The organism is Thioalkalivibrio sp. ALJ2 (assembly GCF_000378325.1).
GTDB lineage: Bacteria > Pseudomonadota > Gammaproteobacteria > Ectothiorhodospirales > Ectothiorhodospiraceae > Thioalkalivibrio.
The window spans coordinates 565917-585508 of record NZ_KB899554.1 but is presented as its reverse complement, the minus strand read 5'-3'; the positions used below and the strand labels follow the sequence as shown (position 1 = coordinate 585508).

Below are 19592 nucleotides of genomic sequence, written 5' to 3'. Positions count from 1 at the left end.
CGCCACCGGCCGCGGCGGGCGCGCTGGTGTCGAGCTCGTTCATTCGTCGTCTTCGCGGGGCTGGATCCTGATACGTACACGCTCGTCATCGGCCTCGCCACGCTCGGCCTCGATCACATCCGTCTCCAGGTCGTAGACGATGCGCTTGCCGCGCGCTTCCTCGGCTGCCGTGACCACATGCGCCTGGTCGGTCAGGATCACCCGGTCCTCGTTCAGCAGGTAGTCGATGCGCAGCGCGGTGGCGATGCGCATCTCGCCCGTCTCCGGGTCCGGGGACTCCAGCCGCGCAGGCTCGCCGTGGGCCTCCATCTCGTAAGGGCGTCGGTCGCGGCTGCGCACATAGACCTTGTCGGCCTCCAGTGTCATGTCCCCGCGAATCACCACCACATCACCGGTATAAGTGCTTACGCCCCGCCGGTCGTCCATCTCCGCACGATCGGCGGTAATCTCCACCGGCAGGGGCTGCTGCTGGGCAATGACCGGCGCGGCCAGCAGCAACAAGGCACTGCCCAGCAGCACGGGCCATCCGGCCCGGGCGAGCGACGACCCACCACGTTCAGTCATTTGCGGCTTCCTCCTCGCCCGACTCGCTGTAGAGCGTGTACACGTCATGGAACAGCTCTATGGTATCCCCTCGCGAGTCGACGCGCAGACCCGTGCCCCGCTGGAAAAGGCCAGGCTGCTCCAGCGTCGACGGGGCATCGGAGGTGGCGATCATGGTGTCGGTCGCCACCTTCACATCGGCGGATTCAATCACCGTGCGCACGCGCTCGTCACGCTCGGGCTGCACCCCCCGCGTGGGGCCGATCAGGTCCAGGATCTCGTCCATCGGTCGGTGCAGCGCCTCGGGCGCAGTCCAGTGCCATTCGATGCCGCCAGCGTCAAAGATATCCAGGTCGGGGTCGTCGATCAGCTGCGGGCCGTCGCGGCCAAACTCGCGCAGACGCGTCCCGCGCAGGCGGTGACTCAACTCGCCGTCCTCGCCAGTCGCGTGCAGCGTGAAGCCCTCGATCTCCAGCGTCACCTCGCCCTCCGGCTCGTGCTCGCTGGCAACAGCGCCGGCCACCAGCGCCGCCATTGGCAACAGGATCAGCGCCACCGGTCCGGCCACCCACTTCATCCGTCGACGTACTCCGCGAACAGGGCCTCCAGCCGCCCCTGGGCCGCCAGCAGACCCTCGCAGACCTCGCGCACCGCGCCGCGCCCGCCGGGGGCCTGCGTGACCCAGTCGGCATGCTGCAACACCAGCGGGTGGGAATCCGCCACCGCGATGCCGAGCCCCACACGGCGCATCGCCGGCAGATCGACGATGTCGTCGCCCACGAAGGCGGCCTCGTCGGGCGCATGGCCGGTCTGCTCGAGCAACTCGTGCAGTGCGGCCCCCTTGTCGCGCCGCCCCTGCAGCAGGTGCTGCACACCGAGGTCCCGCATGCGGTGCTCGACCACCCCGGAAGTGCGTCCGGTCAGGATCGCGACCTCCAGCCCCCCGTACAGCGCCAGACGGATGCCGTGCCCGTCGCGCGAATGAAAGGCCTTGTACTGCTCGCCGGCATCTCCCATGAACAGGCTGCCATCGGTCAGCACGCCGTCGACATCCAGGATCAGCAGACGCACCGCCGCCTGGCGGCTGTGCAGGGCCTCGTCGTGACGGTCCATCAGGCCACCCCCGCGCGCAGCAGGTCGTGCATGTTCAACACCCCGACCAGCCTCTGGTCGTCATCCACCACCGGCAGGGCATTGATGCGCTTGCTCTCCATGGTCTCCAGCGCCTCTACGGCCAGCCACTGCGGACGGGCGGCATGCCCGCCCCGCGTCATCACCTGGCCGATGGTCAGCGCCTCCAGGCTTTCGCCACGATCCAGCGTGCGCCGGAGGTCGCCATCGGTAAACACACCGAGGATATGCGCCTCGGGATCGGCGACGATCACCAGCCCCAGCCCCTTGCGCGTAATCTCGAACAGGGCGTCCTTCAGCGGGGCCTCGGGACCCACGCGCGGGATCGCGTCACCGGTATGCATGATGTCCGCGACATGGACCAGCAACCGCCGCCCCAGTCGGCCGCCGGGATGCGAGCGGGCAAAATCGTCCGCGGTAAAGCCGCGCGCATCCAGTACCGCGACCGCCAGGGCATCGCTCATCGCCAGCGCGGCCGTGGTGCTGGAGGTCGGGGCCAGGCCCAGCGGGCAGGCCTCGCGCTCGACCGAGACATCCAGGTGCACGGTGGCATCCTGCCCCAGCCGCGACCCGGGGTTGCCGGTCAGCGCGATCAGCGGTACGTCCAGCCGCCGGATCAGCGGCAGGATGGTCAGCAGCTCGTCGGTCTCGCCGGAGTTGGACAGGGCGATCACCACGTCGTCACGGGTGATCATGCCAAGGTCGCCGTGACTGGCCTCGCCGGGGTGGACGAAAAACGCCGGGGTCCCGGTGGAGGCCAGGGTGGCCGCCAGCTTGGAGCCGATATGGCCGGACTTGCCCATGCCGGTCACCACGACCCGGCCGCGGCACTCGAGGATGTGGCGACAGGCCTCCAGGAACGCATCGTCCACGCGGTCGGCCAGCCGGCGCACGGCCTCGGCCTCGTCGTTGAGGACGGCCAGGGCCAGCTTGCGGGTGGTATCAGGATTGAAATTCATGCGGTTGCCGTCATTCCGAGATGGACAAGGTAGCCCGCGAACACCGCGAGCAGAAGCCCCCCCTGCCAGCGCCGCAGCTGGCTGCCACGCGCCAGGGCAAAGATGAACAGCGCGGCGGTCATGCCGAGCATGATCGGGTAGTCGCGTACCAGCACCTCGGGCTCGATCGCCAGCGGTGCAATCAGCGCGGGGACTGCCAGCACGGCCAGCAGGTTGAACAGATTGGAACCGATCACGTTGCCGATCGCCAATCCCGCCTCGCGGCGAAAGGCCGCCACCAGGGAGGTCGCCAGTTCCGGCAGGCTGGTCCCGATCGCCACGATGGTCAGGCCGATCACCAGGTCACTGATGCCCAGTTGCTCCGCAATCCCCACCGCGCCCCAGACCACCAGCTGGCTGCTGGCAATCAGCAGCGCCAAACCAAGCCCCAGCCAGCCCAGGGCGCGACCGGTAGAGGTGGTCGCCGGGATGGCCTCGACCATGCCACGCACCTCTTCAGGCGCCTCGGCCGGATCCAGCGCCTGCGCACGCCGCGCGATATGGATCACCCAGGCGGTCACCAGCAGCAACCCCGAAATCAGAAGCCCGCCCTCCAGGCGGCCCAGCTCGCCGTCCAGCAGCAGAAACAGGACCGCCAGACTCACCCCCATCAGGATCGGTAGCTCGCGGCGCACCAGGCCGTGCCCGATAACGAGCGGCGCCACCAGCGCCGCCATCGCCAGCACCAACCCGATATTCGCGATGTTCGAGCCGATCGCATTACCCACCGCGAGGCCCGGGTTGCCCTGCAGCGTCGCCAGTACGGACACGACGATCTCCGGTGCCGAGGTGCCGAAGGCGACAATGGTCAACCCGACCAGCAGGGCACTCACGCCCACGCTGCGCGCGAACGCCGAGGCACCGAACACGAAGCGGTCGGCACTCCAGGTCAGCAGGACCAGACCGGCGATGACCGCAATAACGGGAAGGACCATCAGCGAGTGCCGGGACCGGAGGTGGGTGGAGCGGGGTGTCTCTTCACCCGCCAATTGTAGCCGATCGCTGTAACCGATCGCCGAGCCCGACCCGCGCGCACTGTCACCCCCCAGGGATCAGATACCCGGCGATGGCGAACCACAGCGGGAGTGTCACCAGCGACAGCGCCGTCGTCAGCGTGACCGCGGCCGCATACAGGCCGGTATCGAGCCGGAAGCGATCACAGAACACGAGCCCCAGGACCATCGCCGGCATCGCCGCCTCGAGCACCGAACCAATCCCGGGCACACCCTCCAGCCCGACCCACCAGACCAGGCCGAGCGCGAACAGCGGTGCGATCAGCAACTGGATGACGGACACCATCACCAGGGGGCGCAGATCGCGGCCGCGGAAACGGTCGAACACCAGCGCCAGCCCCAGCGAGAACAGCATCAGGGGGGCGACCGAGTCAGCCAGGAAGCCGAGCCAGGTATCCAGCCAGGTCACCAGCGGCAGACCGGCCAGGTTCAGCGCCACGCCCAGGACCGCCGCCCAGATCGAGGGGACAGCGACCAGCCCGCGAATGGCCCCGCCGCCGCCATACAGCCGGACCGCCTCCGGGTCCCCGTAACGCCTGGCCAGCAGGATCCCCAGCGTCAGCACCAGGGGCAGGCAGGCGAACAGGTCGTACTGGATCGCCACCGCCCGGCCGGCATCGCCGAACAGACTGTCGAGTACGGGGAGCCCCAGGTAGGTGGCATTCGGCCAGGCCGCGGCCAGCAGCATCGCCCCGACCGCCGCGCGTTCTGCCAGGCAAAGTCGGCAAGCGAGCAGGGTCACGGCCACCATCGCCAGCACGGTCGTGCCGGCCACCAGGGCGATGCGCAGCGAGTCGAGTCCCAGGGGGGCGGTCCACAGCACCTGCAGCACCAGCGCGGGCAGCAGCAGGTAGTAGACCAGGGTGGTGAGCACCCGGCGGGCGGTGTCGGCGTCCAGCCCGCCGGGGCGCAACAGGCGCCAGACGACGCCCGCAACGATGAGCGCCCCCATCTGGGTCATGACCGTCAGCATGGGGGCGCTCGTTTAGGACTATAGGTTTCGCGTCAGAAGGTAATCAGGCCTGGCCAGCCTGCTGCTCCTGCTGCTGGCGTTCGACGTCGGCACGCACCTGGTCCATGTCCAGCTCGCGCACCTTGCCCAGCACCTCGTCCAGTTGCCCGGCGGACAGCACGCCCGGCTGGGAGAAGACAATGATCTGCTCGCGGAAGATCATCAGCGTCGGGATGGAACGGATCTGGAACGCCCCGGCGATCCCCTGTTCCTCGTCGGTGTTCACCTTGGCGAAGACGACGTCGGAATGCTGCTCGGAGGCCGCCTCGAAGGTCGGGGCGAACTGCTGACACGGGCCGCACCAGGGGGCCCAGAAGTCCAGAATGACAATGTTGTTGCCGGTGATCGTGGATTCGAACGTATCCTGCGTGAGTTCCTGAACGGCCATGATGGCGGGCTCCAATGAAAGTGTGTGCGAAACCTTAACAGCCCCGCCGCAGGGTTTCAGGATTTCGATGCCGCGAGCATGGCCGCTCGCAGGCGCTCCAGGCGCTCGATCGGGTCGTCCGCCTCCAGCAGCTGCTGCTTGATCTCGAGATCGATCGGCAGCAGCTCCGTCAGCCGTCCGACCACCCAGGAGGAATCGTCAAAACGACGCTCCAGGTGTGACCAGGGCGTGCCGAGCTGGTCCAGCAGCCGCTCGAGCAGATCCGCCAGTGAGGCATAGTCCACCGGCAGGCTGACATCGGGGCGCTCCTGCAAAGGCTCGACCTCCGCCAGCCAGAGGCCGTCCTCGGCGCGGCGCGGGTTGTGAAGCTGGTGGCGACGCTCGCCCTTGACGAGGATCCCGAGCAGGCCGTCCGGCCGCTGGTCCCAGTCGACGATCGCGACCTCGGTCCCGATCGGGTGGAAGCCGACGGACGGGTCCGTCTCCGCCTCCGGACGGGGCGCACCGGACTCGGTGTCCGGCTCGATCGCGACGATCACGAAGCGGTCATCCTCGCGCAGGCAGCGGCGCACCATGTCGAGATAGCGCGTCTCGAAGATCCGCAGCGGCAGCAGCCCCTCCGGAAACAGCACGGTATTCAGCGGGAACAGTGGCAGAGTTGTCATGCCGGGCCCTCCGGCGGCAACGACGCCTCGCCCCAGCGCGGGCCCAGGGCATGTTCGATGTCCAGATGGTCCAGTACTCGCGCCACCATGAAATCAACCAGATCGTCGATGGATTGCGGCCGATGATAAAAGGCCGGGTTGGCCGGCATGACCACCGCACCCATGCGCGCCAGGCGCAGCATGTTCTCCAGGTGGATCTCGGAGAACGGCGTCTCGCGTACCACCAGCACCAGCCTGCGCCGCTCCTTGAGCACCACATCCGCCGCGCGTTCGATCAGCCCGCGCGAGGCCCCGGTCGCGATGGCCGATACGGTCGCCGTAGTGCAGGGGCAGACCACCATCGCCTCAGGCACCGCCGAGCCGCTGGCCACCGGTGCGGTCCACTGCTCCGGGCCATAGCAGCGGATCTGTCCATCGGCAGCCCCATGACGCTCGGCGAAAAAGCGAGCGATCCCGGCCGGACGCCCGGGTACGTCGAGATCAGTCTCCAGCCCCAGCACCACTTGTGCCGGTTTCGACAGCATCAGATGCACCTGCACCCCCGCCTGTACCAGGCACTCCAGCAGGCGCAGCCCGTAGGGCGCGCCGGAGGCACCGGTCAGGGCCAGGGCGATCGAACGCGGCTTTCCACTCATGCGGGGGTCCCCGAGGGTTCACGTGACTGCAACCCGGCGATCAGGCGCTGGTGCAGGCCATCGAAACCACCATTGCTCATAATGACCAGCGTATCGCCGGGGCGCGCCGTGGCAAGAATCCCCTGCAACAGGGATTCGATCTCGCGCGCCACCGACAGCCGCCCGCCGAGCTGATGCTGCAGACCGTCAGTGGACCAGTCGATCTCCGGGGCATGATAAAGGTGCACCCCGTCGGCGCGTTCCAGGGCCGCCCCCAGGGCCTTGGCATGAATCCCCATACGCATCGTGTTGGAACGCGGCTCCAGCACCGCGATCAGGCGTCCGCCGGGGGCGACGCGGCCGCGCAGGCCCTCGAGGGTCAGGCGGATCGCGGTCGGGTGATGGGCGAAGTCGTCGATCACGCGGATCCCGTCGATCTCGGCGCGCAACTCCTGGCGCCGCCGCACACCGCGGAAGGCCGGCAGGGCCGCGATCCCCGCGGCCAGCGGTACCCCGGCATGGCGGGCCGCCCCGAGCGCGGCCAGGGCATTGGAAAGATTGTGCTGCCCCGTCATCTCCCAGGCCACGCGCCCCTGGGCCACCCCGTTGGCCAGCACCTCGAACTCCGAGGCATCGTCATTCAAAGGCCGCGCCACCAGGGCCACCGTATCCCCGGTGTCCGGGTCGGTGGTGATGCGCTCCACCGGCGTCCAGCAGCCCATCTCCAGCACGCGCTCCAGCGCGGCATCACCTGCGGGCGCCAGGATCAGGCCCTGGCCGGGAACAGTGCGTACCAGGTGATGGAACTGACGTTCGATCGCGGCCAGGTCCGGGTAGATGTCTGCATGGTCGAACTCGAGGTTGTTCAGCACCAGGGTGCGTGGCCGGTAGTGGACGAACTTGGCACGCTTGTCGAAGAAGGCGGAGTCGTATTCGTCCGCCTCGATCACGAAGAACGGGGTCTCGCCCATCCGCGCGCTGACGCCAAAGTTTCCGGGCACGCCCCCGATCAGGAATCCCGGGCTCAGCCCGGCATGTTCCAGGATCCAGGCCAGCAGGCTGGCGGTCGTCGTCTTGCCGTGGGTACCGGCCACCGCCAGCACCCAGCGGTCATGCAGCACATGCTCGGCCAGCCACTGCGGGCCGGAGGTGTAGGACAGGCCGCGATCGAGCAGGGCCTCGATGACCGGCATGCCGCGAGTCATCACGTTGCCGACCACGACCGGTCCCGTATCCGGCAGGGTCGCCGGGTCATGTCCCTCGTGATAGGGGATACCGGCCTGCTCCAGCTGCTCGCTCATCGGCGGATACAGCTTCTGGTCGGAACCGGTGACCTGGTAGCCACGCGCGCGGGCGAGCTGGGCCAGCCCGCCCATGAAGGTCCCGCCAATACCGAGGATATGCAGCTGACCCGTGTTCACTACAGCGCTCCCAGGGCCACCTGGGTGATCACGCTGGAGACCACCACATACCCCAGCGCGATCAACATGCCGACAAAACGGCTGCCCAGCTCCAGGGCCTGCTGCAGGATATGCCCGAACACCAGCAGCAGCCAGCCCACCAGCGTCAGCAGCGCCAGGAGGGCCCCGGTGGAGACCTCCTCCGGGTCGGCCGGGGCATCGATCAGCATCAACAAGGCCATCAGCAGGCCCAGAAGGGCCCCGGTGCCGGCCATTGCGGTAAAGGTCTGCAGCCAGCGGTCAGGCACACCCCCCATGCGCAGCACCACGACGATAAACATATACAGCACGGCGAGATCGAGCACATTCAGGACCAAGGCCTGGCCCGTGCCGTACATCGGGATGCCGACCGCCATGCCCGTGACCAGGGCAATCCCGAGCCAGAAGATCAGCGTAGCGTTATCGGGCGGCAGGTCCTGCGGGCCACTGCGCAGACGCAGGATGTCCAGCATCGTCCAGAGGCTGTTCAATCCATGTCCTCCTCGGCTTCCATCGCCTCCAGGGCCTCGAGCTCGTCGAGTTCATCCAGCATCTCGGTTGCGCGCTCGTCCGACGCCCCGCGCACCAGGAAGTCGCGGCGCTGCAGATAGGCCTCGCGCATGGCGATGTATCGATCGTCGGAGATCTGCGCCAGCATACGCTCGGTCGGTATCAGTCCGGCGCGCATATCAACCACATCCAGCGCGATCAGGCCCACCCACCAACCGGTGTGATCGGTGCGCAGGTTTGTGTGATAGAGGGGGCTGGTATAGCCGTCAACCAGACGCGCCGGGGCATCGCGCGCGGTACTGGGCCCCAGGAGCGGCAGCTGCAGGTACGGGCCACGTGCCACGCCCCAGGCACCCAGGGTCTGACCGAAGTCCTCGTTGTTCTTCTCGAGGCCCATGGGAGTCGCGACATCGATCAGGCCGAGCAGACCGAAGGTCGTATTGAACATGATGCGCCCGGTATCCGAGGCGGCGTTGTCCAGGTTGCCCTGCAACAGGTTGTTGAACAGGACCGTGAAGTCATTGAGGTTGGAGAAAAAATTGCCTACCCCGGTCTGGACGGGCTGCGGCAGCCGCCGATACTGGACTGCGGCCGGGCGCAGCAGGGCCTGGTCAAAGTCGTCGTTGATCTCGAACACCACCCGGTTGTACGACTCCCAGGGGTCGTCCGGATGACGATCTTCGCTGGGCACGGTCGCACAGCCGGAAAGCGTCAGTACCATCAGGGCCGCCAACCCCATGCGTAAACGGGAAACAACCGACATACGATTCCTTTTTCGCTGCGCCCGACCTCGGGAAACACGGATCAATGTACACGCTCGCGCTCGAGTCGCTTTTGCGTGCGAACAAGGCGCGGTGACTGCCGTGCAGTCATTCTGCACAAGGGAGCCGCAACGCCGTGCGCGCGCCCGTTTTTGATAACAACGGGCAGCCGAGCCCCTGCATTGAATGAGTTGCGGGGTTGGCACCCCAGGTTCCCCGATCCTGCGTTGCGCCCCGCATTCATCAAAAACGGGCGGGTAGAACCACTACCCGCTACGCACCACGCCTTGTCTCGGAAAACTTGGGGTGCCAACGCGAGTGTGTACATTAATCTGTGTTTCCCTAGGCGTCAGGAACCGGTAATGGGGTGAATATCCGCCTTGCGGGCCAGACCAACCTGGCCCCGCCCCTTGCCCTTTGCGGTGTAACAAGCGCGATCGGCGGCCACGAAGGCCGCATCCACACTCGGCAGCGTCTCGCCCAGTTGCACCACACCCACCGAGGCCCCAATGGTGACGTCCCGCGCCTCGACCTGCAACGGCCGGTCGCCCAACGCACTGCAGATCCGCTGCCCCAGGACCCGGGCCTGCTCGGCATCGGTCTCGTACGCGATCACCGCAAACTCGTCGCCCCCGATCCGGGACACGGCATCGCGCGATCGCGTCAGCTGCCGCAGGATCGTCGCCACCCGGCGCAGAAGCTCGTCGCCTACCCGGTGGCCATGGCGATCGTTCACGGCCTTGAAGTAGTCCAGATCCACCAGCAGCAGGCTCGCCACCGACGAGTATTCCCGGGCATTGTCCATCGCGCGCTGCATCTCGCGCTCGAATGCGCGCCGGTTCAACAAACCGGTGAGCGGATCGTGACTCGCTTCATGCACCAGCCGATCCACCAGCTCGCGCTCCTCGGAGATATCGGCCAGCACGAGCAGGGTGCGCACCGAACTGCCCGCCACCGGATCCAGCGCTGTGCGGTCGATGCGCACGATCCGTTCGTGGCCGCTGGGCGTCACCAAGCGTGCCTCGGTATGCTCGCCCAGATGTTTGGCGAGCGGCTGGGATCGGTCTGCACCCAGCGGCCGATCGGTCCCCATCTCGCGCAGGTCCAGGACCTGATCCAGGCTGCACCCCAGTGCCTGCAGACGGACCAGCCCCGCCATCTGCTCGGCCGCGGGGTTCATATAGACGATCCCGCCACGGGCATCCAGCGTAATCACCGCGTTCGGGATCGCGCCCATCGCCCGGCGCAGGTTGTGCCCGGCGATGCGCATACGGGCATGTACCCGCAGCACGTACAGGAGGATCGCCGCGATACCTGCCGCCAGGACGGCGAGTAACGCCGCCAGGTTGTCGCGCGCCCATCGCAGCACGGCGAACGGCTCGGGGGCGTAAAGCCCCACGCCCAGGTCGTACATCAGGCCCTGCACGTCCTCGTAGGAACGCGGCGCGGCCCAGCCCGTAATCCCGACCGCCTGGCTCACCGGGTGCTCGGCATCCAGCGCCAGAAGGGCGCGCAGCACTGCCTGAGCGATATCCACATCGAGATCGCCGCGCATCGCCAGCGGCCACTCCGGGTACAGACGGGTCGAGGTCCGGTAGGGGAAGCGGGGCACGGCCCGCTCGCCGATCAGACGCACTTGTTCGACCCGTGGGTCGCCCTGCTCGCGCAGGTCTTCGAGGATCCCGGTGCGAAAGGTCGCGGCATCCACCTCGCCCGCCAGCAGCAGATCCAGTCCCCGGGAAACCGGGAAGCCCGTGAATACCACGCGATCCAGATCGGTCTCGACATCCAGCCCGGCGGCCTCGAGTTCCCGCCAGGCCATCCACCAGCCGCCAAAGCCGTCGGGGTGGACCGCGGAGACCCGCTGCCCGACCAGGTCGCTCAGCTCGACCAGGTCCGTGCGGTCCTCGCGCGCGATGATCACAGCCCCAAAGCGGTCTTCCTCGCGCCCGACCTCGGCCGGGAGCATGGTCGCGATACGGGAGATGCCGTGACGCTGCTCCAGCATCACGTAGGAGCCGGGGTTAGTCAGGACCAGGTCAAAGCGACCCTCAGCCGCCCCCGCCTGCAGGGCATCATTGTCGACCGGCACCAGGCGGACCTGAACGGCCTCCAGCGCCTGCTCCAGGTACTCGGCGAAAGGCGTCCACTGTTCGCGCGCGGCATCCTCGCCCCGGTGCGCCAGCACCGCGAGGATCAGCTCGCGCTCGGCCGCCCCGGCCTTCGCACCGGCCGGCGTTGCCAGCAGCGCGCCAAAGACCAGCCCCCACAGCAGAACGACACCTCCGAGACCGCCCCTGCCGAACCGGGACAGGCAACCAGACGATCGCCGGAAGTACGCACGCGGGCTCATCTCATGTGGGCTTCCGATTGCGGCTGGCGGCGATGCGCAGGCGCAGTGCGTTCAGGCGAATGAAACCCTCGGCGTCCTTCTGGTCATAGGCGCCGGCATCGTCCTCGAAGGTAGCGATCGCGTCGTCGAACAGGGTGTCCTCCGAGCGGCGGCCGGCGACGATCACGTTGCCCTTGTACAGGCGCAGGCGCACCTCGCCGTTGACCACACCCTGGGTGTCATCGATCGCGGCCTGCAGCATGCGCCGCTCCGGGCTCCACCAGTAGCCGTTGTAGATCAGGCTGGCGTAGCGCGGCATCAACTCGTCCTTCAAGTGCGCGGCCTCGCGATCCAGGGTGATCGACTCCAGCGCCCGGCGCGCCTTGAGCAGGATGGTGCCGCCCGGGGTCTCGTAGCAGCCGCGCGACTTCATGCCGACATAGCGGTTCTCGACGATATCGAGACGGCCGACGCCGTGGGCCCCGCCGCGTTCGTTGAGCTTCGCGAGCAGCTCGGCCGCGCTCATACGCTCGCCATTGATCGAGACCGGGTCGCCCTTCTCGAAACCGATGGTCAGCGTCTCGGATTCGTCCGGTGCCGCCTCCGGGGAGACCGACCAGCGCCACATGTCTTCCTCGGCCTCGGTCCACGGGTCTTCCAGCGGGCCGCCCTCGTAGGAGATGTGCAGCAGGTTGGCATCCATGGAGTACGGCGACTTCGTGCCCTTCTTAGCGTAGTCCACCGGGATGTTGTGCTGCTCGGCGTAGGCCATCAGGCGTTCGCGCGAGTTCAGGTCCCACTCGCGCCAAGGGGCGATCACCTGGATGCCCGGCTTCAGCGCATAGGCCCCGAGCTCGAAGCGGACCTGGTCATTGCCCTTGCCGGTCGCGCCATGGGCGATGGCGTCGGCGCCGGTCTCCTCGGCGATCTCCACCATCCGGCGCGCGATCAGCGGCCGTGCGATCGAGGTACCCAGCAGGTACTCGCCCTCGTAGATGGTGTTCGCGCGGAACATCGGGAACACGTAGTCGCGCACGAAGGTCTCGCGCAGGTCCTCGATGTAGATCTGCTTGACCCCCAGGGCCTCGGCCTTGGCGCGGGCCGGCTCAACCTCCTCGCCCTGGCCCAGATCGGCGGTGAAGGTGATCACCTCGCAGCCGTACTGATCCTCCAGCCACTTGAGGATCACGGAGGTATCCAGGCCACCGGAATAGGCCAGCACGACACGGGAAATCTTCGAACTCATGGGAATACCAATCCTTCTTTCTTCTTGAGAGTTATAGTCGTTTTTGTGACGGGCTTCACTACCAGCCCGCGGAGGCCGGGGCGCCCCGGGGAGACTCCGGCGCCGCCCGCGGCTCGGCCGGGGGCAGCTCGCGGCCGGCGTCAACAGCGGTTTCCGCAACGGAAGATGGTCTGGCTGCGGCGTCCGCGCCACCCAGCCACCAGATATCCACCCGGCGCGAACCCTCGCGCTCGCCGTCCGCGTCCGGGTCGACACCACCGGCCTCGACCGTCAATCCATCGCCCGGCACACCCGCCTCCACCAGCGCCGCGCGCACCGCCTCTGCGCGCTGGCGACTCAGACGCTCGTTAACCTCGCGCGGGCCTTCGGCGTCGGTCAGGCCGACCAGGCGCACGCGCGGGCGTTCTACGGTGCGCAGGGTCTCGGCCGCACGGGCGACGGTCTCGCGCCCCCTGGAATCCAGTTCGCGGCTGCCGGTTGCGAAGTACACCGACCAGCGATCCAGCGCCCCGACATCCGGGCCCTCGGCCCCGGTGTAGCAGGCCTCGAAGGCCCCGGCACGCTGGGCAAAACGAATGCCGCGAAAATGCACCGCGTCCTCGGCACCGGGGAAATCGATCCGCACGTCATGCCCCACCAGAAGGCGGGCCTGGAGCGCCTGAACATGCGCGTCCGGAACCCGGAAACGATCGGGTCGTTCGGCCCGCAACTCGAGATCCAGGGGCGACTTCGGACTCGCCCCAAGCCACTCCGGGGCCCCGGTGCGCAATCGCGCGGTGGCGCCCTCGGGCATTGCGTAGGGGGCAAGCCAGAAGGCGCGAAGCGCCAGGCCTGGCCGGGTCTCGAAGCGCAGCGTACCGCCGTGGCGAACGCCCTGCTCGATGCGGCAGGCATCGTCCAGTTCGATCACCTGCCAGTCGCTGCGCTCCAGCGATTCACGGTGAGGCACGACCCCCGCCTGAGCCACCCCGTGCGCCAGCCACAGTCCCCCGAAAACCAGGAGAGCAAGACGGCGCAGCACGGACACGAAACTAGCGACTCTTGGGCGGCAGGATATCGGTGATCGAACCGTGCGCGACCTCGGCGGCGAAGGCCACCGTCTCGCTCAGGGTCGGGTGCGGATGCACGGTCAGACCAATGTCTTCCATCTCCGCCCCCATCTCCAGCGCCAGCATCGCCTCGCCGATCAGGTCGCCGGCGGACGGGCCCACCAGGCCCGCACCGATCACCCGGCCATCGGCGTCGAACAGCAGCTTGGTCATGCCGTCCTCGGCACCCAGCGCAATTGCGCGGCCGGAGGCGGCCCAGGGGAACACGCCCTTGGTGTACTCGATGCCGTCGGCCTTGGCCTGCTCCTCGGTCACGCCCATCCAGGCGACCTCCGGATGGGTGTAGGCCACCGACGGGATCGCGCGGGCGTCGAAGTGCACCTTGTGCCCGGCGATCACCTCGGCCGCGACCTTGCCCTCGTGGGTGGCCTTGTGCGCCAGCATCGGCTGACCGACGACGTCGCCGATGGCGAAGATGTGCTCGACGTTGGTGCGCTGCTGGCTGTCGACCTCGATAAAGCCGCGCTCGGTCACCTGCACGCCCGCCGCCTCGGCCTTGATCTTCGCCCCGTTCGGGCTGCGCCCCACGGCGACCAGCACACGGTCAAAGGTGTCTTCTTCCGGCAGGCCCTTGGCCTCGCCCTCGAACTGGCAGACGATCCCGGCCTTGGTGGCCTTGGCCCCGGACACCTTGCTCTTGAGGAAAATATTCTCGAAGCGCTTTTTCGCACGCTTCTCGAACGGGCGCACGATGTCGCGGTCCGCGCCCGGCATCAGGGTATCGGACAGCTCGACCACCGTGACCTTGCTGCCCAGCGACTCGTATACACAGGCCATCTCGAGGCCGATGATGCCGCCGCCGACCACCAGCAAGCGCTCGGGGATCTCGGCGAGATCGAGGGCATCGGTGGAATCCATCACCCGCTCGTCGTCCCAGGGGAAGCCGGGCAGCTTGATCGCCTGCGAGCCGACCGCGATGATCGCGTGTTCGAAGCCGATCACTTCACGGCCATCATCGCCCTCCACGGCGATACTGTTGGCGCCGACGAACTCGCCCGTGCCCTGCACCACGCGCACCTTGCGCTGCTTGCACAGCTGCTTGAGCCCGCCGGTCAGCTTCTTGACCGTCTTGTCCTTGTAGCCCCGCAGGCCGTCGAGATCGATCTCCGGCTCGCCGAACTTGATGCCCAGCGCGGCAAAGCGCTCAGCCTCGTGCAGCACCTCGCCGGCGTGCAGCAGCGCCTTGGACGGGATACAGCCGACGTTCAGGCAGACCCCACCGATCTGCGGGTAGCGCTCGACCATCACCACGTCCAGCCCCAGGTCCGCGGCGCGGAAGGCGGCGGTATAGCCGCCGGGGCCGGAGCCCAGCACCAGGACCTGGCACTGGCTGTCGGTATTCGGGTCGGCGGCCGCCTTGGGTGCCGCCTTCTGCGGCTCACTCGCGGCGCCCGATTCCACCTTGGCGGATTCGGTCTTCTCGCCACCGGATGCGGGGGCGTCATCGCTTCCGCCCGCAGCCTCGCCACTGGCCTCGAGATCGAGGAGCTTGCTGCCCTGGGAGACCTTGTCCCCGACCTTCACATGCAGCTTCTTCACGGTGCCGGCCTCTGGGGCGGGCACGTCGATGGTCGCCTTGTCGGACTCCAGCGTGATCAGCGGGTCTTCCGGCGCGATCTCGCTGCCCGGCTGTACCAGGACCTCGATGATCTCGACGTCCTTGAAATCCCCGATATCCGGGACCTCGATGGTCTTGGTCTGGCTCATGACAAAGCTCCGGTCGTTACAGCAGCATGCGGCGCATGTCGGACAGCAATGCGCTCAGCGTGGTGGCAAAACGGGCGCCCAGCGCGCCATCGATCACCCGGTGATCGTAGGACAGCGCCAGCGGCAGGATCAGGCGCGGCTCGAACTCCTTGCCGTTCCAGACGGGCTTCATGCTGGAGCGCGACACCCCGAGGATCGCGACCTCGGGGGCATTCACGATCGGCGTGAACTGGGTGCCGCCGATCCCGCCGAGGCTGGAGATGGTCAGGCAGCCGCCCTGCATGTCCGCGGGCTTCAGCTTCTTGTCGCGGGCGCGCTGGGACAGGTCCATCAGCTCGGAGGCGATGTCGACCAGGCTCTTGCGATCCACATCGCGCACCACCGGGACGACCAGACCGTCCGGCGTGTCCACCGCGATGCCGAGGTTGTAGTACTGCTTCAGGATCAGGTTCTCGCCGGTCGCATCCAGCGAGGCATTGAAGCGCGGGTACTGCTTGAGCGCGGAGACCACCGCCTTCATCAGGAACGGCAGGAAGGTAACCTTCACGCCCTTCTTCTCGTACTCGGCCTTCAGCGACTTGCGGAAGTCCTCGAGCTCGGTGATGTCGGCCTCGTCGAACTGGGTCACGTGCGGGACAGTGACCCAGTTGCGATGCAGGTTCTTGCCGGTGAGCTTGTTGATCTTCGACAGCGGCTGGGTCTCGATCGGACCGAACTCGGAGAAGTCGATCTCCGGCATCGGCTCAACCCCCAGGCCGCCGCCGGCGCCCTGGCTCAGCGCGCGCTTGACGAAGCCCTGCACGTCCTCGCGCAGGATGCGCCCCTTGCGCCCGGAACCCTCGACCTTGCTCAGGTCCACGCCCAGCTCGCGCGCGAACTTGCGCACCACCGGCGAGGCATGGGCCTTGCGGAAGGCCGACTCGTCGCGGATGTGCTCGGTCGGCGACGGCCGCGGATCGGCCCGATCGGCCGCTTTCGGCGCCTCGGACGGCTTCGGCTGCTCGGCCTCGGGGGCCGACTCGGCCTGCCCACCCGAGGGAGACGGCGCTTCCTGCTTCGGCGCCTCGTCGTTGGCTGAGGTGTCCTCGGCCGCGCCCTTGTCGGAGGGCTCCAGCTCCAGGATCGGGTCGCCCTGGTTGACGCGGTCGCCGGCCTTCACCTTCAGCGCCTTCACGGTGCCGCCCTGCGGGGCCGGGATCTCGATGGAGGCCTTGTCGGACTCCAGCGTGATCAGCGGATCCTCGGGGGCCACGGTGTCGCCGGGGCTGACGATGACCTCGATGATCTCGACGTCCTTGAAGTCGCCGATATCCGGGACGTGCACAGTAGTCGTGTTGCTCATGTCTGCTCCTGCCTCGGGTCCGGCGGCCTCAGGCCTGCAAGGGGTTGGGCCGTTCGACGTCGATCTTGTACTTCTTGATCGCGTCGGAGACGGTCTTGACCTCGACGGTCCCGTTATCGGCCAAGGCCTTCAGGGCCGTGACCGCGATGTGGTAACGATCCACCTCGAAGTGGCGGCGCAGCGCGGCACGGGTATCCGAGCGACCGAAGCCGTCGGTCCCCAGCACGCGGTATTCGGCCGGCACGAAGGCACGGATCTGGTCGGCATAGGCCTGCACGTAGTCGGTCGCGGCGATTACCGGATCCTCCGAGCCACCCAGACATTCCTCCACCCAGGACTTGCGCGGCTTGGCCTCCGGATGCAGCCGCGCATGGCGCTCGACATCGCGGCCGTCGCGGGCCAGCTCGTTGAAGCTGGTCGCGCTCCAGACCTCGGCGGCGACGCCGAAGTCCTTATCCAGCAGTTCGGCGGCGGCAATGGCCTCGCGCAGGATGGTGCCGGAACCCAGCAGGCGCACCTTCTTTTTCTTGCGCCCACCCGCCTGCAGCCGGTACAGGCCGCGGCGGATGCCTTCCTCGGCGCCCTTCGGCATGGCCGGCTGCGGGTAGTTCTCGTTCATTACGGTGATGTAGTAGAAGACGCTCTCCTGCTCCGCATACATACGGCGCATGCCGTCCTGCACGATCACCGCCAGCTCAAAGGCGAAGGTCGGGTCGTAGGCGATGCAGTTGGGCACGTTGGCGGCCATCATCAGACTGTGGCCGTCGTCGTGCTGCAGGCCCTCACCGGCCAGGGTGGTACGCCCGGCGGTCGCCCCCATCAGGAAGCCACGGGCACGCATGTCGCCAGCGGCCCAGATCAGGTCGCCAATGCGCTGGAAGCCGAACATCGAATAGAAGATGTAGAACGGCACCATCGCCACGCCATGGGTGGAGTAGGAGGTGGCCGCCGCGATCCAGGAGGACATGGAACCGGCCTCGTTGATCCCCTCTTCGAGAATCTGGCCCTTCTTGTCCTCCTTGTAATACATCACCTGGTCCTTGTCCTGCGGCTCGTAGAGCTGACCGACCGAGGAGTAGATTCCCAGCTGGCGGAACAGCCCTTCCATGCCGAAGGTACGCGCCTCGTCGGGCACGATCGGGACGATGTTCTTGCCGATCTTCTTGTCGCGGGCAAGCAGGGTCAGCAGACGCACGAAGGCCATGGTGGTGGACATCTCACGCTCGCCGGAGGCCTCCAGCAGGCCGTTGAAGGCGTCCAGCCCCGGGATCTCCAGCGGGGTGGCCAGCGGGCGGCGCACCGGCAGATAGCCGCCCAGGTCCTTGCGCCGCTCGTGCATGTACTTCATTTCTTCGGAGTCGGGGTCCGGCTTGATGTACTCGGCCTTCTCCACCTGCTCGTCGGACAGCGGAATGTTGAAGCGGTCGCGGAACTGCTTCATGTCGTCCGCGTCCATCTTCTTCTGGCTGTGGGTACGGTTCTGGGCCTCGCCCGCCGACCCCATGCCGTAGCCCTTCACGGTGTGCGCGAGGATCACGGTCGGCTGCCCCTTGTGCTCCGCGGCCTCCTTGTAGGCTGCATAGACCTTGACCGGGTCATGGCCACCGCGATTCAGGCGCCAGATGTCCTCGTCGGACATATTGGCCACCATGCGCTTGAGCTCGGGGTACTTGCCGAAGAAGTGCTCGCGGACGTAGGCGCCATCGCGCGACTTGTAGTTCTGGTAGTCGCCGTCGACCGCCTCCATCATGCGTTTCTGCAGCAGGCCGTCAGTGTCCTTCGCCAGCAGCGGGTCCCAGTAGCGGCCCCACAGCACCTTGACCACGTTCCACCCGGCTCCGCGGAAGATCGCCTCCAGCTCCTGGACGATCTTGCCGTTGCCGCGGACCGGGCCGTCCAGGCGCTGCAGGTTGCAGTTCACCACCCAGGTCAGGTTGTCCAGCTTCTCGCGCGAGGCCAGCGTGATTGCCCCCAGGGTCTCCGGCTCGTCCACCTCGCCGTCACCGACAAAGCTCCAGACGCGGCGGTTCTCGGTCTGCGCCAGGCCGCGATCCTGCAGATAGCGCATGAAACGCGCCTGGTAGATGCTCATGATCGGGCCCAGACCCATGGACACGGTCGGGAACTGCCAGAAGTCCGGCATCAGCCAGGGATGCGGGTAGGAGGACAGGCCCTTGCCGTCCACCTCGCGGCGGAAGTGGTCCAGCTGCTCCTCGGTCAGGCGGCCTTCCATGAACGCGCGGGCATAGATCCCCGGCGAGGAGTGCCCCTGGGCAAACAGCAGGTCGCCGCCATGATCGTGCGACGGGGCGTGCCAGAAGTGATTAAAGCCGACGTCATAGAGCGTAGCGGCGGATGCGAAGGTCGCGATATGCCCGCCCAGCTCGGCCGATACGCGGTTGGCCTTGACCACCATCGCCATCGCGTTCCAGCGGATATAGGAGCGGATGCGGTGCTCCACCGCGCCGTCGCCCGGGTATTCGGGCTCCAGGTGCGTAGGGATGGTGTTCACGTAGGCGGTATTGGCCGAATACGGGAGGTAGGCCCCGCTGCGGCGCGCCTTGTCGACCAGGCGCTCCAGCAGGGCGTGCGCCCGTTCGGGGCCGTCGGTCTCCAGCACGGAGGCCAGGGCGTCAATCCACTCCTGGGTCTCCTGCGGGTCGATATCGTGTTCGGTCGCGTTCGGGTCCATGCGTCTACCCCTGAAAACGGGTTGGGAATCAGGATGCCATCACGGCTCCAGGCCACCGGGCGGGCGGGCATTTGCTACCATGCGCCGGTG

Annotated in this window: 18 protein-coding genes; all 18 read right to left on the bottom strand. The window is 67.4% G+C overall.

Going from position 1 to position 19592, the window contains the following annotated elements:
* Window positions 1–39 precede the first annotated feature (39 nt).
* Entirely contained in the window at window positions 40–564 is a 525-nt protein-coding gene (gene lptA, locus F468_RS0102725) for a lipopolysaccharide transport periplasmic protein LptA (RefSeq protein WP_038048885.1), read from the bottom strand.
* Window positions 557–1120 carry an LPS export ABC transporter periplasmic protein LptC gene (lptC, locus tag F468_RS0102720; protein WP_018137772.1) on the bottom strand — a complete coding sequence of 188 codons (564 nt, stop codon included), beginning with the start codon at window positions 1118–1120 and terminating at the stop codon, window positions 557–559. Before lptC ends, lptA begins: the two co-directional genes overlap by 8 nt.
* Entirely contained in the window at window positions 1117–1656 is a 540-nt protein-coding gene (gene kdsC / locus F468_RS0102715) for a 3-deoxy-manno-octulosonate-8-phosphatase KdsC (protein WP_018175357.1), read from the bottom strand. The genes lptC and kdsC overlap by 4 nt, the downstream gene beginning before the upstream one ends.
* A complete protein-coding gene (locus F468_RS0102710) occupies window positions 1656–2633 on the bottom strand; it encodes a KpsF/GutQ family sugar-phosphate isomerase (protein WP_012981778.1) in 978 nt (325 codons plus the stop codon). Before F468_RS0102710 ends, kdsC begins: the two co-directional genes overlap by 1 nt.
* Window positions 2630–3607 (bottom strand): calcium/sodium antiporter, encoded by a 978-nt coding sequence (locus F468_RS0102705; protein WP_018994587.1) that lies wholly within the window; start codon window positions 3605–3607, stop codon window positions 2630–2632. The genes F468_RS0102710 and F468_RS0102705 overlap by 4 nt, the downstream gene beginning before the upstream one ends.
* Window positions 3608–3710: 103 nt before the next feature.
* A complete protein-coding gene (locus F468_RS0102700) occupies window positions 3711–4658 on the bottom strand; it encodes an AEC family transporter (protein ID WP_012981776.1) in 948 nt (315 codons plus the stop codon).
* A 43-nt stretch (window positions 4659–4701) separates the two neighbouring features.
* Complete coding sequence (gene trxA, locus F468_RS0102695) at window positions 4702–5085, bottom strand: thioredoxin (protein WP_012981775.1); 384 nt, start codon at window positions 5083–5085, stop codon at window positions 4702–4704.
* Window positions 5086–5141: 56 nt separating this feature from the next.
* The gene (locus tag F468_RS0102690) at window positions 5142–5750 is read right to left on the bottom strand and encodes an LON peptidase substrate-binding domain-containing protein (protein WP_012981774.1); all 609 of its coding nucleotides are present in this window, start codon (window positions 5748–5750) and stop codon (window positions 5142–5144) included.
* The gene (locus F468_RS0102685; RefSeq protein ID WP_018994586.1) at window positions 5747–6385 is read right to left on the bottom strand and encodes a flavin prenyltransferase UbiX; all 639 of its coding nucleotides are present in this window, start codon (window positions 6383–6385) and stop codon (window positions 5747–5749) included. The genes F468_RS0102690 and F468_RS0102685 overlap by 4 nt, the downstream gene beginning before the upstream one ends.
* Window positions 6382–7785 (bottom strand): UDP-N-acetylmuramate:L-alanyl-gamma-D-glutamyl-meso-diaminopimelate ligase, encoded by a 1404-nt coding sequence (gene mpl, locus F468_RS0102680; RefSeq protein ID WP_018993516.1) that lies wholly within the window; start codon window positions 7783–7785, stop codon window positions 6382–6384. Before mpl ends, F468_RS0102685 begins: the two co-directional genes overlap by 4 nt.
* Window positions 7785–8294 (bottom strand): hypothetical protein, encoded by a 510-nt coding sequence (locus F468_RS0102675; protein ID WP_018993515.1) that lies wholly within the window; start codon window positions 8292–8294, stop codon window positions 7785–7787. Before F468_RS0102675 ends, mpl begins: the two co-directional genes overlap by 1 nt.
* Window positions 8291–9076, bottom strand: coding sequence for a VacJ family lipoprotein (locus F468_RS0102670; protein ID WP_038038428.1), 786 nt, complete (start codon window positions 9074–9076; stop codon window positions 8291–8293). The genes F468_RS0102675 and F468_RS0102670 overlap by 4 nt, the downstream gene beginning before the upstream one ends.
* 347 nt (window positions 9077–9423) lie before the next feature.
* Window positions 9424–11427 (bottom strand): diguanylate cyclase, encoded by a 2004-nt coding sequence (locus F468_RS0102665; protein ID WP_018994585.1) that lies wholly within the window; start codon window positions 11425–11427, stop codon window positions 9424–9426.
* A 1-nt stretch (window position 11428) separates the two neighbouring features.
* Window positions 11429–12652 (bottom strand): argininosuccinate synthase, encoded by a 1224-nt coding sequence (locus tag F468_RS0102660; protein WP_018137621.1) that lies wholly within the window; start codon window positions 12650–12652, stop codon window positions 11429–11431.
* Window positions 12653–12710: 58 nt separating this feature from the next.
* The gene (locus F468_RS0102655; RefSeq protein ID WP_018137622.1) at window positions 12711–13679 is read right to left on the bottom strand and encodes an OmpA family protein; all 969 of its coding nucleotides are present in this window, start codon (window positions 13677–13679) and stop codon (window positions 12711–12713) included.
* A gap of 4 nt (window positions 13680–13683) precedes the next feature.
* Window positions 13684–15468 carry a dihydrolipoyl dehydrogenase gene (gene lpdA, locus F468_RS0102650; protein WP_018994584.1) on the bottom strand — a complete coding sequence of 595 codons (1785 nt, stop codon included), beginning with the start codon at window positions 15466–15468 and terminating at the stop codon, window positions 13684–13686.
* 16 nt (window positions 15469–15484) lie between these two features.
* Window positions 15485–16927, bottom strand: coding sequence for a dihydrolipoyllysine-residue acetyltransferase (gene aceF, locus F468_RS0102645; RefSeq protein ID WP_081616957.1), 1443 nt, complete (start codon window positions 16925–16927; stop codon window positions 15485–15487).
* Window positions 16839–19502, bottom strand: coding sequence for a pyruvate dehydrogenase (acetyl-transferring), homodimeric type (aceE, locus tag F468_RS0102640; RefSeq protein ID WP_018137625.1), 2664 nt, complete (start codon window positions 19500–19502; stop codon window positions 16839–16841). The genes aceF and aceE overlap by 89 nt, the downstream gene beginning before the upstream one ends.
* Window positions 19503–19592: the final 90 nt, after the last annotated feature.